This window comes from Micromonospora sp. LHW51205, from assembly GCF_003315815.1.
Classification (GTDB): domain Bacteria; phylum Actinomycetota; class Actinomycetes; order Mycobacteriales; family Micromonosporaceae; genus Micromonospora; species Micromonospora chalcea.
In genome coordinates this window covers 811,949-825,317 of the sequence record NZ_QMEZ01000002.1, presented here as the reverse complement: position 1 = coordinate 825,317, position 13,369 = coordinate 811,949, and the positions used below count along the sequence as shown (strand labels likewise).

Genomic DNA, 13,369 nt, shown 5'->3' with positions numbered 1-13,369 from the left:
TGCGCTGCCCAGGATGGGGTCATGGGGGAAGACGTGGGGGAGCGGGCCGGGACGCAGCCGGCCGACCGGGTGGTGCTCGGGGTCGGCGTGGCCGGGGTGCTGGCCGTGGTGGCCTGGGGCGTGTTCGCGCGTGGTTCCCTGGCGTCGTTCGGCGCGGCCGGGCTGAGTTGGACCGTGAGCACGTTCGGCTGGTTCTTCGTGCTCGCGGCGGACGCCTTCCTGGTGCTGGCGGTCGTCGTGGCCGCCTCCCGGTTCGGCCGGATCCGGCTGGGCGCCGACGACGACGAGCCGGAGTTCGACACGCTGGCCTGGGTCGCCATGATGTTCAGCGCCGGCATGGGAATCGGCCTGGTGTTCTTCGCCGTGGCCGAACCGATCCAGCACTACGCGACGCCGCCTCCCGCCTCCGGCGTCGCGCCGCAGACCGGGGCCGCCGCCGCGACCGCCATGCAGTACACGCTCTTCCACTGGACGCTGCATCCGTGGGGCATCTACGCGATCGCGGCGCTGGCCCTGGCGTACTCGACGTTCCGCAAGGGGCGGGGCAACCGCATCTCGTCCGCGTTCACGCCGCTGCTCGGCGACCGGACCGACGGCCCGCTCGGCCGCGCGATCGACCTGCTCGCCGTCTTCGCCACCGTGTTCGGCTCCGCAACCAGTCTCGGGCTGGGCGCGCTCCAGGTGGCGGCCGGCCTCGACCTGGTGGCCGGCGTGCCGGACGGCCGGGCCGTCGAGCTGACGATCATCGGCGCGCTCACGCTCGCCTTCGTCGTCTCCGCCTTCTCCGGACTGCACCGGGGCGTCAAGTGGCTGTCCACCACGAACGTGCTGATCGCCGTCGTACTGATGCTGTTCGTGTTCGTGGTCGGTCCGACCGTCTACACGCTGGAGGTGTTGCCGGCCTCGGTCGGTGACTACCTGAGCGGCCTGGTGCGCATGTCGACGCGTACCGGGGCGTTCTCCGATCCGGCCTGGCTGGGCTCGTGGACCATCTTCTACTGGGCGTGGTGGATCTCCTGGGCGCCGTTCGTGGGCACGTTCATCGCCCGCATCTCACGCGGCCGTACGGTCCGCCAGTTCCTGATCGGGGTGCTGCTGATACCCAGCGGCGCGAGCACCGTCTGGTTCGCGGTGATGGGCGGGACCGCCCTGCGTACGCAGACCACCGGCACCCGGGACCTGGTGGCCGACGTGGAAGCCGGGTCCGAGCAGGCGCTGTTCGGGCTGCTCGACGCGCTGCCGCTGGCCACGCTGACGAGCGTGCTCGCCATGGTGCTGATCGCGCTCTACTTCGTCACCAGCGCGGACTCGGCGTCGCTGGTGCTCGGCTCGCTCAGCTCGCGCGGCGCGCTGCGGCCGCACCGCGGGGTGGTGGTGCTCTGGGGTGTGCTGATCGGCGCTGTCGCGGCGGCGTTGCTGCTGGCCGGCGGGCTGGCCGCGCTGCAACAGGCGACCATCCTGGTCGCGTTGCCGTTCGTCGTGGTGATGCTGGGCCTGGCCGTCGCGGTGCTCCGGGAGATGGCCGTCGATCCGGTGCTGCGCGCCGGGCCCCGGCCCCGCCGCTCCGGCCTGGCCGCTGCGGTGAACGCGGCCCGGTCGTACGAGGAGGAGGAGCCGGCCCCCGTCACCCGCTGGTTCCACAGTCGGCGCCGCTGAGTGGGGGTACCTCGGTTTGTAGCATAGGTGCTACATTTCGAGGCATGACTGCGGTCGAACTTCCTGGGGCCGTCGCGTCCCCCCGCCCGCCCGACGAGGATCTCGTCCTCGACGTGCGGGATCTGCGTATGCGCTACGGCGCCGTCGACGTGCTGCACGGCGTCGACCTGACCGCCCGGCGGGGCGAGGTGGTGGCGCTGCTCGGGCCCAACGGCGCCGGCAAGACCACCACCATCGAGATCCTCGAAGGCTTCCGGCTGCCCTCGGCCGGCACGGTGCGCGTGCTCGGCAGCGACCCGGCCCGCGGCGACGAGCGGTGGCGCGCACGGCTGGGCGTGGTGCTCCAGTCCTGGCGCGACCACGGCAAGTGGCGGGTACGGGAACTGCTCGCCCACCTCGGCGACTTCTACGCGCCGTACGGCACCGACCGGATCCCGCGGCCGTGGCCGGTCGACGAGCTGCTGGAGACGGTGGGCCTGACCGCGCACGGGGGAAGCCGGGTGTCGCGGCTCTCCGGCGGTCAGCGCCGCCGGCTGGACGTGGCGGTCGGCATCGTCGGCCGCCCGGAGCTGCTGTTCCTGGACGAGCCCACTGTCGGCTTCGACCCGGCCGCCCGGCGCGAGTTCCACGAACTGGTGCACCGCCTGGCCGACCTGGACGAGACCACCATCGTGCTGACCACGCACGACCTGGCCGAGGCGGAGAAGCTGGCCGACCGCATCCTCATCCTGGCCGGCGGCCGGATCATCGCCGAGGGGTCGCCCGACCAGCTCGCCCGGCGCGTCGCGGGGGACGCCGAGGTGCGCTGGACCCGCGACGGCGAGCGGTACGTGCACGCCACCCCCGACGCCACCGCGTTCCTGCGCGACCTGCTCCGCGAGCACGGCGACCGGATAGGCGAGCTGGAGGTGCGCCGGGCCAGCCTGGAGGACGCGTACCTGGCGCTGGTGCACGAGGAGGAGACCGGCATCCGTACCGGCCGGGCCGAGCGGGTGTGGCAGCAGGAGGCGGACCGATGAACCCGACCACCAACGCGCTACGGGCCGGGCTGCGGCGCGGCGTGATCGAGCTGCGCGCGACGTTCACAAACGGCCAGGATCTCTGGACCTACTTCTTCCCCACCGTGGTGCTGCTGATCGCCGTGTTCTGGATGCGCGGCTCGACGGTGCCCGGCACAGACTTCTCGCTCGGCGCCCGTACGCTGCCCAGCGCGCTCGGCATGGGCCTGCTCTTCGGCGGCCTGCTCGGGCTGGCCAACCAGCTCGTCATCGACCGGGAGGACGGCACGCTGCTGCGCGCCAAGGCCATCCCGGACGGCATGCTCGGCTACCTGGTCGGCAAGATCGTGCTGGTCTCGGCGGTCGCACTGATCGGCGTGGTCATCCAGCTCACGCCCGGGCTGTTCTTCCTGGACGGGCTGCGGCTCGGCGACCCGGGCGCCTGGCTCACGCTGGCCTGGGTGGTGCCGCTCGGGCTGGTGGCGACGCTGCCGCTGGGCGCGGTGATCGGCTCGCTGATCGAGAACCCGCGCAACATGGGCCTGGTGGTGATGCCGATCTTCGGCCTGATCGCGCTGTCCGGCATCTTCTATCCGATCAACGGCCTGCCCGGCTGGCTGCAGGGCGTCGCCCAGGTGTTCCCGCTCTACTGGCTAGGCTTGGGCATGCGCTCGGCGCTGCTCCCCGGCGACCTGGCAGCAGTCGAACTCGGCGGCTCCTGGCGGCACCTGGAGACGGTCGGCGTGCTCGGCGCCTGGGCGGTGCTCGGGCTCGTGCTGGCCCCGGTGGTGCTGCGCCGGATGGCCCGCCGGGAGTCCGGCTCGCGGGTCGCGGCCCGGCGGGAGCGGGCCATGCAGCGGGTCGGATGAGAGGGCGTCGATGAGCGAGACCGTGCACAACCGGATCGCGGTGCTGCGCGCCGAACGGGGCATCTCCCGGCGGCAACTGGCCGACGCGCTCGGTGTGCACTACCAGACCGTCGGTTACCTGGAGCGCGGCGAGTTCCGGCCCAGCCTGCACCTGGCGCTGCGCATCGCCGCGTACTTCGAGGTGCCGGTCGAGGTGGTCTTCTCCATCGAGCCGTTCCCGCGTATCGGCGACCCCGCGGCGGCCCGCTCGGCCTGAGCCGGCGGGGACGGGCGTGGTCGGCCACACGCCCGTCCCCCCGGCCGCCGGATCGTCGGTCCGGCAGGGCAGGATGTACGCCGAGGGGGTGGCGGTCATGGCGGGGCGGATCCGGGACGAGGACATCGCGCTGGTCCGCGAGCGCACCGCCATCGCGGACGTCATCTCCGAGGTGGTGACGCTCAAGTCGGCCGGTGGCGGCAACCTCAAGGGGCTCTGCCCGTTCCACGACGAGAAGAGCCCGTCGTTCAACGTCTCGCCCGCCCGCAACGTGTTCTACTGCTTCGGCTGCGGGGTCGGCGGCGACGCGATCAAGTTCCTGATGGACGCCGAGCACCTCAGCTTCGTCGAGTCCGTCGAGCGGCTGGCCGCCCGCGCCGGCATCCAGTTGCGCTATGTCGAGGACGACAGGTCCGCGCCGCGTACCCGCCCGCAGCAGGGGCAGCGGCAGCGACTGGTGGCCGCGCACGCCGCCGCCGTCGAGTTCTACCGGGCCCAGCTCACCACCGCCGGCGCCCGCCCGGCCCGCGAGTTCCTCGCCGGGCGCGGCTTCGACCGGTCCGCCGCCGAGCGGTACGGCTGTGGCTTCGCCCCCGACGGGTGGGACCTGCTCACCAAGCACCTGCGCCAGCAGGGCTTCACCCACGACGAGCTGGTCACCGCCGGGCTGTCCCGCCCGGCCCGCTCCGGTTCGCTGATCGACAGGTTCCGCCGCCGCCTGATGTGGCCGATCCGGGACATCACCGGTGACGTGATCGGCTTCGGCGCCCGCAAGCTGTTCGACGACGACGACGGCCCGAAATACCTGAACACCCCCGAGACGCCGATCTACAAGAAGTCGCACGTGCTCTACGGCATCGACCAGGCCAAGCGGGAGATCGCCAAGCAGGGCAAGGTGGTGGTGGTCGAGGGCTACACCGACGTGATGGCCTGTCACCTCGCCGACGTGCCGACGGCGGTGGCGACCTGCGGCACGGCGTTCGGCGGCGACCACATCTCGGTGCTGCGCCGGGTGCTGTTCGACAGCGACGAACGGGCCGGCGAGATCATCTTCACCTTCGACGGCGACGCCGCCGGGCAGAAGGCCGCGTTGCGCGCGTTCGAGGACGACCAGCGCTTCGTCGGGCGTACCTTCATCGCGGTCAGCCCCGACAACATGGACCCGTGCGAGCTGCGCCTGGCAAAGGGCGACCTGGCCGTGCGCGACCTGGTGGCCCGCCGCGAGCCGCTGGTCGACTTCGCGCTCCGGCACGTGATCAGCCGGTTCGACCTGGACACCGTCGACGGCCGGGTCGAGGCCATGCGCCGCGCCGCGCCGCTCGTGGCGAAGATCAAGGACCGGGAGAAGCGCCCGGAGTACGTGCGCAAGCTCGCCGGCGACCTCGGCATGGAGATCGAGCCGGTGCAGCGCGCGGTGCTCAACGCGGCACACGGGCCGCAGGCCAGCGGCGCCGCGCCGGCCCGCCCCGGCCGGGCCACGCCCGCTGTGGACAGTCCACGTTCCATGGTGGAGCGGGAGGCGCTCAAGCTGGCGTTGCAGGAGCCGGTGCTGGCCGGTCCGATGTTCGACGCGGTCGAGGTGACCGACTACCAGCACCCGGTGCACGTCGCGGTACGCGCCGCCGTGGCGGCGGCCGGCGGCGCGTCCACTGCCACCGGCGGCGCGGTCTGGATCGAACGGGTCCGCGACGCCTGCGACGACCTGGCCGGGCAGGCGCTCATCGGCGAGCTGGCGGTGGAGCCGCTGCGCATCGACGGCGAGCCGGACCCGAGGTACGTCTCGATCACCATGGCCCGGCTCCAGTGGAGTTCGGTCACCGGCCGCATCCGTGACCTCAAGTCGAAGATCCAGCGGGTCAACCCGGTGAGCAACAAGGACGAGTACTTCGCCCTGTTCGGGGAACTGCTGTCGCTGGAACAGCACGCACGGGCACTGCGCGAGCAGGCCGCCGGAGGATTGTGATGGGACTGTTCAACCGCCGGCCGAAACTGCCGTCCGCCGACCGGCCGCCGCTGGCCGCCGACGAGCGGGTGCTCGCCTGGGCCGCCGCCGGCACCGGCGAGGGCGGCAACGACGGCGTGCTGGTCGCCAGCAACCGTGGCCTCTGGCTGCCCGGCCGGGTGGAGCGCCTCGGCTGGCACGACATCCTCAAGGCGGTCTGGTCCGGCCGCGAGCTGACTGTCACCCCGGCCGAGCCGGTCGCCGAGCGCGACGGCTACCTGGTGGTGGCGGACGGCCTGCCCGAGACGTACCTGCTCGTCGACCCGGGTGACCTGCCGCACCAGGTCCGGGACCGGGTCACCGGCTCGGTGGCGTACACCTCGCACCACGAGATGCCCGGCGGCTCCGGGCGGATCGCCGCCCGGCGGGTGCCCGGCGTCGACGGGCTGACCTGGACGGTCCGCTACGACCCGGGGACGCCCACCGACGACGAGGACGTGGCCGCCGAGACCGCCCGGCTGGTCGCAGCGGCGCGGGCCGCCACCACCCCCGCCGACGTCTGAGGTCTACACCTTGAGGACGTCGACCTCGTAGAGCGGGATGGAGGCGTCGCGGGTGATGGCCCAGAGCGCGACGTGGGTGTCCAGCAGCAGGGTCATGCGCCGATCCCGAAGTCGGCGGCGATCTCGGCGTTGGTCTGTGGCGAATCCCAGTCACCCGAGAGGTCCACCTGCCCCGCGAGGGAGCCGATCGCCGTGCGGTCGGTCCGGCGCACCAGCGGTACGACCTTCGCCACGGGGGTGCCCGCCCGGTCGATGATGATCTCTTCGCCGCGTTCCACCCGCTCGATGATGCGCGACAGGTGGGTCTTGGCATCATGCATGTTGTAGTGCACAGCCTCAGCCGACATGGCGCGCCCTCCTCGGTTAGCTAAGCTCTTAGTTTAGGCACGTGGGCGGGCGCCGTTGAGGAAGAGCGCGACGACCCGTGCGGGGCCGGTCTCGTCGGTGAGGTCGGCCGCACGGGCCAGGTGCAGGAACGCGTTCATCAGGAACTCCGGTTCGCCGGTGACCGCGCCCTCGGCGCGGGCATCGGCGAAGAACCGGGTCACCGGGGCCAGCATCAGGTCGACGTAGAGGCCCGAGACGTGCTCGCTGGTCTCGGCGGAGACGAGCGGCAGCGTGTCGTAGATGCGCTGCTCGAACGTGATCGCGTCGCCGTGCTGCCCGGCGGCGACGGTGGCGAGCGCGTGCAGCCGGTGCGGCACGTCGCCGGGGCCGGCCAGCGCCGCCGAGATCCTGCCGCCGACGTCCCGGATGTACCGCTCCGCCACCGCGATGTAGAGGTCCTCCTTGCCGCCCGGGAAGTGGTGGTAGATGGACGGCTTCTGGATGCCGACGCTGCGGCCGACGCCGACCAGGGAGATGCCCTGGTAGCCGGTCGCGGCGAGCTGTTCGGCGAAGGCGTCCATGATCTGGGTGCGGGTGTCGCTCATCGGTTCTTCCTGGCGTGGTGGAGGGCGAGGGCGCAGGCGGCGGTTCCGGCGACGGTGAGGGCGGCGAGCGCCGCGACGCCGATCGGGGCCGCGGCGAGCGGCGTGCCGCCGCCGAGCTGCCGGGCGGTGTCGACGATATAGGTGAGCGGGTTGACGGTGGCGATCACCCGCATCCAGCCGGCGAGTTCGTCGACCGGCGCGAACACGCCGGTGAAGAACGACAGGCCGAACACGACGAGCGTGACCAGGTTGGTGGTGGACGCCGAGTCCGACCGGATGGCGAGCGCCGTGCTCAGCAGCGCGACGCCGAGTCCGAGCGCGAGCATCAGCAGGAGCATTCCGGCGACGCCGGACCAGCTCGCCGGCCGGTAGCCGATCGCGACGGCCCCGGCGACGGTCACCACCATCTGGAGTACGACAGCGAGCAGCGCGGCGACGACCGGGCCGACGAGGAACGGCGTCGTGGTCCCGTGGGCGAGCCGGAGGCGGTCCAGGTATCCGCTGGTGATGTCGCCCAGCACGAGCGTGCCGGCCGCGCCCGCGCCGGTGGCGACGCCGGTGAGCAGGATCAGCGGCAGCAGGAACGCGATGAAGCTCGTCCCGCCCAGATAGGTGCTGCCCACGGCGTCGAGCTGCCCGGCGTAGACGAGCAGGAAGAACAGGGACTGGGCGACCGGGGCCACGAGCAGCGCCGGGGTACGGAGCACGGCCCGGGTCGAGCGTCTGATCGCCGCGAGGACGACCGGGGCCGAAGAGCGGCGGGGCGGGGTGAGCGCGAGCGGGAGCACGGTGTCGGGCCTTTCGGGGTGCGGTGGGGGCGCGCCTCAGCGGGCGGCGAGGGCGACGAAGACGTCGTCGAGGGAGGGCTCGGTGAGATGGAGCCGGGTGATGTCGGCGGCGATCGCGCCGGCTTCGTGCAGGGCAGCGGTCAGCGCGCGGGGGTCGTCGGGGACGCTGAGGCGTACCCGGTCCGGGTGGTCGGGGTCGGCGCGGAACCCGGCTTCGGACGCGGCGACGAGCGCGGTCGCGGCGGCGGCGTCGGACAGGTCGAGCGTGAGCGTTCGGGCGCCGACGCGCCCCTTGAGCGACGCCGGTGGGCCCTGGGCGACCACCCGGCCGTCCCGTAGCACGGCGATCTCCGTGGCCAGCACGTCGGCCTCGTGCAGGTCCTGGGTCGAGATGAGCAGCGAGGTGCCGCTGTGGTTGAGGCGGGTCAGCTCGGTCCAGAAGTCGATGCGTGCGAGCGGGTCCAGGCCGGTGGTCGGCTCGTCCAGGATCACCACTGCGGGCTCGGCGACGAGCGCCACCGCCAGGTCCAGCTTGCGGCGGGTGCCGCCGGAGAGCTTGGCCACCCGGGACGAGCGGTGCTCGCCCAGCCCGAACAGGTCGACGAGTTCCCGCGTGCGGCGGGCCCGCTGCCGGCGGCCGAGCCCGAGCGCCACGCCGTGGAAGTCGAGCACCTCCGCCGGGGTGGCGAGGGGGTCCAGCGCGTTCGACTGCGGCGCCAGGCCGATCAGGCGACGCGCGTCCCGCGCCTGGGTCACGGTGTCGAAGCCGCCGACGCGCACCGAGCCCGAGGTCGGGGTGCGCAGGGTGGCGATGATCTCCAGCAGCGTGGACTTGCCGGCGCCGTTGTGGCCGAGCACGACGAACCGGCTGCCCGTCTCGACGGCGAGGTCGAGCGAGCGCAGGGCGTCACGTGTCCCGTAGGTCTTGGTCAGGGCGGTGGCGAGCACGAGCGGCGTCATGCCCGCCACCCTACCGACCGGTCGGTAGGGTGGCCAAATCCGGTTGTCGACCTGCCCTGCCGCCGCTAGCGTCGCGGCATGTTCGCCACCGAGCGCGTACGGCTGCGCCCGCCCACCCCCGACGACGCGCCGGACCTGTTCCGCCTGCACAGCGACCCGGAACTGCGCCTGATCACCGACGGCGAGCCGTTCCTGCCGTACCACGTCGGCCAGGTCCGGGCCCGGCTGGAGAAGCGCGCCGCCGAGCAGCCGGAAGCCGGCGATCCGGTGACACTGCTGGCCGAGACCGTCGCCGACGGCACGTTCCTCGGCACCGGCGTGCTGTGGGGGATCAACACCTTCAACGGGTACGCCCACCTCGGCATCACGCTGCTGCCCGAGGCGCGCGGCCAGGGCTACGGCACCGAGGTGATCCGGCTGCTCTGCCGGTACGGCTTCCGCAACCGCAACCTGCGGCGCCTGGAGATCGAGACGCTGGCCGGCAACACGGCCATGCGGCGTACCGCCGAGCGGTGCGGCTTCGTCCACGAGGGCACCCAGCGCGACCGCGAGTACGACGGCGACGGCTTCGCCGACATGGCGCTCTACGGTCTGCTGCGGCGCGACTGGACGCCGTAGCGGGGCCGCGCCGCGCTCAGCCGCCGTCGCGGTAGAACCGGGCCGCGCCCGGGTGCAGCGGGATCGGGCCGGTCGCGGCCGCGCTGGCCCGGTTGAAGTTCGCCGCCTCCGGGTGCACCTGGATCAGATCGCCCTGCCAGGTGAAGAGCACCCGGGTCAGGTCGTACGCGAGTTGCTCCGGCATGTCCGCCGCCACCAGGATCACGTTCGCCACCGTGATGGTGGGCGTCGGCTCGGCCGTGCCGTAGACCTCCTTCGGCAGCGTGGCGGTGGTGTAGACGCCGCCGAACCGGGCGCTCAACGGCTCGATCAGGTCGTTCAGCGGCAGCAGCCGGAACTTCCCGGGCGCGGAGGAGAGCAGGTCCTTCACGCCGGGCGTGGGCAGGCCGCCGGAGAAGAACATGGCGTCCAGCGTGTTCGCCCGCATCCGCTTGACCGTCTCCGGCAACGACAGGTTGAGCCGCTGGATGCCGGCGTTCGGGTCGATGCCGCCGGCGGTGAGCAGACGCCCGGCGATGATGTCGGTCCCGGACTTCGGCGAACCGGTCGAGACGCGCTTGCCGCGCAGGTCGGCGAAGCTGTTGATCTTGCCGTCGCTGCGGACGATCACGTGCGTGTAGTTGCTGTAGACGCGGGCCAGCGCACGTACCGGCTGCGGTTGCTTGTCGAACGCCCCGCGGCCGTCGACCGCGTCCGCCGCCGTGTCGGCCAGGCTGAACGCGATCTCCATGTCGCCGCCGGCCACCCGGGTGATGTTCTCCACCGACGCGCCGGTCGGCTCCGCGCGCGCCTCGTACCCGGGCACGTGCCGGGTGATCAGATCGGCGTACCCGCCGCCGAGCTGGTAGTAGACGCCTGTGGTGTTGCCGGTGGCCAGGAAGATCCGCCCGCCGTGCCACGCCTGCCCAGTGGTGTCCTCGGCGCCGCAACCGGCCACCAGCACCGTCGCCAGCAGCGCCGCCACCAGCCGCGCCGGGCGGCCGCTCACCGGCGGACCGCCGGTTCCAGCGCCTCCGCCACCCGCTGCACCAGCGTCGCCGTCTCGTAACCGATCTGGCCCAGGTCGCAGCCGGGCGCGGCCAGCACGCCGAGCAGCGCCCGTTCCCCGACCGCCATCACCAGCATCACACCGCCGTCCATGTCGACGATCTGCTGGCGTACCCGGCCGGCGGACATCAGCCGGGCCGCGCCCACGGTAAGGCTCGCCAAGCCGCTGATCACCGCTGAGAGCTGGTCGACCTGGTCCGGGGAGAGATCCGGCGAGGACGCCAGCCGCAGTCCGTCCTCGGAGACCGCGAGCGCGTGCGAGACGTCCGGCACCTGCTCGGCGAAGTTCGCCAGCAGCCAGTCGAGCCCGGTGGAAGCGGGTGGATTCATGGTCTTCTCCCGTTGGGTGGTGTGGTGTTCGGGGCACGGCGCGTCGCGCTGGCCACCCCCTCGGCGAGGGCGGACAGCCGGGCGCGTACCACTTCGGGGTCGAGCAGGTCGGTCGCGGGCGGCGGCGCGGTGGCGGCGGGCATCGGTCCCGGCAGATGCCCGCCCACCGGCCGCCGGGGCAGCCCGGCGGCGGTGGTCGACACCGGCGCCGGTGGCACGCTCACCGGCCGGATCCGCGCCGCGCTCGGCGCCAGCAGCGCGCCACCCGGCGCCCGGACCGTGGCCACGCCGCGCGCCGGCCCGCCGGCCGTCGGGGCGCTGGTGACCAGGTCGCGGGAACCGCCCTGCGGCCGCAGGACGGGCGCGTTCTTGAACCACGGCGCGCCGCGCCCGTGCGGGCGCCGCTCGGCCGGCGGCCGGGACGCCACCGACTCGACCCGGGTCAGTACCGACTCCGGTACGTCCACCTGCGCCACCGTGCCGGTGCCGGGGTTGTGCAACTGCACCCGGATCCCGTGCCGGGCGGCCAGGTGGGCCACCACGTGCAGGCCCATGCTGCCGGCGGCGGCGCTGGACAGGGTGGCCGGCGCGGCGAGCCGTTCGTTGATCTCGGCCAGCCGGCTCTCGCTGATGCCGATGCCCTGGTCGTGCACGCGCAGCACCAGCCCGTCGACTGTGCGCCGGCCGTCCACCAGCACCCGGGCCTCCGGCGGCGAGTAGACGGTGGCGTTCTCCAGCAACTCGGCCAGCAGATGCACCAGGTTGCCGGCCGCAGCGCCGTGCACCGCCGCGGTCGGCACGTCGATCTCCACCCGCGGATAGTCCTCGATCTCGGAGGCCGCCGCCCGTGCCACGTCGTCCAGCAGCAACGCGCCCTCGTGCCCCCGGCCCGGCTCGCCACCGGCGAGGACCAGCAGGTTCTCCCCGTTGCGCCGCAGCCGGGCGGCCAGGTGGTCCAGCGCGAAGAGCCGGGCCAGCGCGTCCGGATCGGTCTCCTCGCGTTCGAAGTCGTCGAGCAGCCGCAACTGCCGGGTGATCAGCGTCCGGATGCGCCGGGCCAGCGCCTCCGCCATTCGGGTCACGTCCAGCCGCAACTCCGCCTGCTGCCCGGCGAGCCGCAGCGCGGCCCGGTTCACCGTGTCGAACGCCTCGGCGACCTGCGCCACCTCGTCCCGACCGCGCCGGATCCCGTCCGTCATCCGGGTCGCCGGACCCTCCGCGGGCGCCCGTTCGCCCGCCGCGATCGCGGTGATCCGCTCCGGCAGCTCCCGGTTCGCCATGGTCAGCGCGGCCACCCGCAGCCGGCGCAACCGGCGGCTGGTCCGTACCGCCAGCAGCACGGCGGTGACGAGCGAGCCGAGCGCGACGGTGCTCGTCGCCCCGGCGGTCAGCACCGCGCGCAGCCGGGCCGCGGCGGCCAGGTCGGCCGCGTCCCGGTCCAGCCCGTCGGACAGGTCCCGGCCGAGCAGGTTGTACCGGCGGATCGCGCCGCTCTGCGCCACGTACCAGGCGTCGCCGTCGGTCTTCAGCGCGTCCGGCGCGCCGTCGGTGTCGAGCATCGCGTCGCGCATCCGCCGGGCCGTGGTCACGTCGGCGCCGTCGACCAGCCGGTACCAGGCAGCGTTCGCCGGGGCGGAGGCGATCCGCAGGAACTCGGCCTGCCGCTGCTCCCGGGCGCCCCGCAGCCGGCCCAGCCGGGCCAGCTCGCCGCGTTCCAGTCCGCCTCTGACGAACACCGCCCGCAGCAGGTCGCGCTCCAGCGCGGACAGGTGCTCCTGGGCGGCCACCGAGGCCACCTCACGGGCCTGGTTGGCCAGGTCGGCGTCCCGGAGTTGACTGGGCAGCGCGTCCGCGACCGCGAGCAGCGACTCCACGAGCGACACGTACGCCGGGTCGCCGCGCTCACCGGCCAGCGCCAGGTCCCGGGTCGGCGCGAGTTGCTCCAAGCGCCCGCGCGCGTCGTCCAGCACCCCCGCCAGGTCCGGGGCGGCCCGGCGCGCGTCACCCTGCGCCGAGCGGTAGCGCTCCACGGCCGTGTCGACCCGGCGGCGCTGCGCGTTCACGAGCGGGCGGCCGGACGTACCGCCGCGCTGGCGCAACGCGGCCGTCTCGCCCAGTTCGCGTTCCAGCTCGTGCACCAGACGTACGGTCGCGGTGGCGGTGCCGGCCAGCACGCGCGCCCGGTCGGCGTCGGCGGACGCGTCCAGCGCGGCGTCGGTCTGCGCCGCCCCCAGCACGACCAGCCCGGCCGTGGCGACCAGGATCGGGGCCAGCAGTTGGACGCGGACCGAGCGCAGGCGTCCGGTGCGGTCCGCGGAGCGGTGGTGCCGGCGTACGCGAGCCGGGTGGGGCAGCGGCACGGTGGTCTCCGGTCGGGTCGGGCGGGCCGGGCCCGGACGCGCGTCCGGAC

14 protein-coding genes are annotated in these 13,369 nt (G+C 73.5%); 7 read left to right on the top strand and 7 right to left on the bottom strand.

The annotated features are described in order from the left end of the window. The first annotated feature begins 21 nt into the window (after positions 1 to 21). The 6 genes from DQE82_RS11810 (at position 22) to DQE82_RS11785 (ending at position 6,284) form a co-directional block, all read left to right on the top strand. Complete coding sequence (locus DQE82_RS11810; RefSeq protein ID WP_113972669.1) at positions 22 to 1,656, top strand: BCCT family transporter; 1,635 nt, start codon at positions 22 to 24, stop codon at positions 1,654 to 1,656. 44 nt (positions 1,657 to 1,700) lie between these two features. Then, entirely contained in the window at positions 1,701 to 2,675 is a 975-nt protein-coding gene (locus DQE82_RS11805; protein WP_113972668.1) for an ABC transporter ATP-binding protein, read from the top strand. Next, positions 2,672 to 3,523, top strand: coding sequence for an ABC transporter permease (locus DQE82_RS11800; protein ID WP_043329061.1), 852 nt, complete (start codon positions 2,672 to 2,674; stop codon positions 3,521 to 3,523). The genes DQE82_RS11805 and DQE82_RS11800 overlap by 4 nt, the downstream gene beginning before the upstream one ends. Positions 3,524 to 3,533: 10 nt before the next feature. Next, positions 3,534 to 3,779, top strand: coding sequence for a helix-turn-helix transcriptional regulator (locus DQE82_RS11795; RefSeq protein WP_013287928.1), 246 nt, complete (start codon positions 3,534 to 3,536; stop codon positions 3,777 to 3,779). A gap of 73 nt (positions 3,780 to 3,852) precedes the next feature. Further along, positions 3,853 to 5,742 carry a DNA primase gene (gene dnaG, locus DQE82_RS11790; RefSeq protein WP_113972667.1) on the top strand — a complete coding sequence of 630 codons (1,890 nt, stop codon included), beginning with the start codon at positions 3,853 to 3,855 and terminating at the stop codon, positions 5,740 to 5,742. After that, complete coding sequence (locus tag DQE82_RS11785; RefSeq protein WP_043329065.1) at positions 5,742 to 6,284, top strand: hypothetical protein; 543 nt, start codon at positions 5,742 to 5,744, stop codon at positions 6,282 to 6,284. The genes dnaG and DQE82_RS11785 overlap by 1 nt, the downstream gene beginning before the upstream one ends. Before the next feature lie 92 nt (positions 6,285 to 6,376). On the opposite strand, the gene DQE82_RS11780 is transcribed toward DQE82_RS11785, so the two are convergent. Genes DQE82_RS11780 through DQE82_RS11765 form a run of 4 tightly spaced genes read right to left on the bottom strand, consistent with a single transcriptional unit; the run spans position 6,377 to position 8,964 of the window. Then, complete coding sequence (locus DQE82_RS11780; RefSeq protein WP_043329066.1) at positions 6,377 to 6,631, bottom strand: type II toxin-antitoxin system Phd/YefM family antitoxin; 255 nt, start codon at positions 6,629 to 6,631, stop codon at positions 6,377 to 6,379. Positions 6,632 to 6,664: 33 nt separating this feature from the next. After that, positions 6,665 to 7,216 carry a TetR/AcrR family transcriptional regulator gene (locus DQE82_RS11775; protein ID WP_113972666.1) on the bottom strand — a complete coding sequence of 184 codons (552 nt, stop codon included), beginning with the start codon at positions 7,214 to 7,216 and terminating at the stop codon, positions 6,665 to 6,667. Beyond that, positions 7,213 to 8,004, bottom strand: a complete 792-nt coding sequence (locus DQE82_RS11770; RefSeq protein ID WP_069088862.1) for an ABC transporter permease — start codon at positions 8,002 to 8,004, stop codon at positions 7,213 to 7,215. Before DQE82_RS11770 ends, DQE82_RS11775 begins: the two co-directional genes overlap by 4 nt. Positions 8,005 to 8,040: 36 nt before the next feature. After that, positions 8,041 to 8,964 carry an ABC transporter ATP-binding protein gene (locus DQE82_RS11765; RefSeq protein ID WP_113972665.1) on the bottom strand — a complete coding sequence of 308 codons (924 nt, stop codon included), beginning with the start codon at positions 8,962 to 8,964 and terminating at the stop codon, positions 8,041 to 8,043. A 78-nt stretch (positions 8,965 to 9,042) separates the two neighbouring features. Here DQE82_RS11765 and DQE82_RS11760 point away from each other — a divergent pair, with 78 nt between their 5' ends. After that, positions 9,043 to 9,582, top strand: coding sequence for a GNAT family N-acetyltransferase (locus tag DQE82_RS11760; protein ID WP_113972664.1), 540 nt, complete (start codon positions 9,043 to 9,045; stop codon positions 9,580 to 9,582). 16 nt (positions 9,583 to 9,598) lie between these two features. Here the strand turns inward: DQE82_RS11760 and DQE82_RS11755 are convergent, their stop codons facing one another. Genes DQE82_RS11755 through DQE82_RS11745 form a run of 3 tightly spaced genes read right to left on the bottom strand, consistent with a single transcriptional unit; the run spans position 9,599 to position 13,319 of the window. Continuing rightward, positions 9,599 to 10,570, bottom strand: a complete 972-nt coding sequence (locus tag DQE82_RS11755) for a TAXI family TRAP transporter solute-binding subunit (protein WP_064448158.1) — start codon at positions 10,568 to 10,570, stop codon at positions 9,599 to 9,601. Then, positions 10,567 to 10,959 (bottom strand): roadblock/LC7 domain-containing protein, encoded by a 393-nt coding sequence (locus DQE82_RS11750; RefSeq protein ID WP_030503989.1) that lies wholly within the window; start codon positions 10,957 to 10,959, stop codon positions 10,567 to 10,569. Before DQE82_RS11750 ends, DQE82_RS11755 begins: the two co-directional genes overlap by 4 nt. Further along, the gene (locus DQE82_RS11745; RefSeq protein ID WP_113972663.1) at positions 10,956 to 13,319 is read right to left on the bottom strand and encodes a sensor histidine kinase; all 2,364 of its coding nucleotides are present in this window, start codon (positions 13,317 to 13,319) and stop codon (positions 10,956 to 10,958) included. The genes DQE82_RS11750 and DQE82_RS11745 overlap by 4 nt, the downstream gene beginning before the upstream one ends. Between the last annotated feature and the right edge of the window lie 50 nt (positions 13,320 to 13,369).

What these genes read in the sequence shown, in the direction of transcription:
- DQE82_RS11810 (WP_113972669.1), top strand. Translation starts at nt 22, where the DNA reads ATGGGGGAAGACGTGGGGGAGCGGGCCGGGACGCAGCCGGCCGACCGG.
- DQE82_RS11805 (WP_113972668.1), top strand. Translation starts at nt 1,701, where the DNA reads ATGACTGCGGTCGAACTTCCTGGGGCCGTCGCGTCCCCCCGCCCGCCC.
- DQE82_RS11800 (WP_043329061.1), top strand. Translation starts at nt 2,672, where the DNA reads ATGAACCCGACCACCAACGCGCTACGGGCCGGGCTGCGGCGCGGCGTG.
- DQE82_RS11795 (WP_013287928.1), top strand. Translation starts at nt 3,534, where the DNA reads ATGAGCGAGACCGTGCACAACCGGATCGCGGTGCTGCGCGCCGAACGG.
- dnaG (WP_113972667.1), top strand. Translation starts at nt 3,853, where the DNA reads ATGTACGCCGAGGGGGTGGCGGTCATGGCGGGGCGGATCCGGGACGAG.
- DQE82_RS11785 (WP_043329065.1), top strand. Translation starts at nt 5,742, where the DNA reads ATGGGACTGTTCAACCGCCGGCCGAAACTGCCGTCCGCCGACCGGCCG.
- DQE82_RS11780 (WP_043329066.1), bottom strand. Translation starts at nt 6,631, where the DNA reads ATGTCGGCTGAGGCTGTGCACTACAACATGCATGATGCCAAGACCCAC.
- DQE82_RS11775 (WP_113972666.1), bottom strand. Translation starts at nt 7,216, where the DNA reads ATGAGCGACACCCGCACCCAGATCATGGACGCCTTCGCCGAACAGCTC.
- DQE82_RS11765 (WP_113972665.1), bottom strand. Translation starts at nt 8,964, where the DNA reads ATGACGCCGCTCGTGCTCGCCACCGCCCTGACCAAGACCTACGGGACA.
- DQE82_RS11760 (WP_113972664.1), top strand. Translation starts at nt 9,043, where the DNA reads ATGTTCGCCACCGAGCGCGTACGGCTGCGCCCGCCCACCCCCGACGAC.
- DQE82_RS11750 (WP_030503989.1), bottom strand. Translation starts at nt 10,959, where the DNA reads ATGAATCCACCCGCTTCCACCGGGCTCGACTGGCTGCTGGCGAACTTC.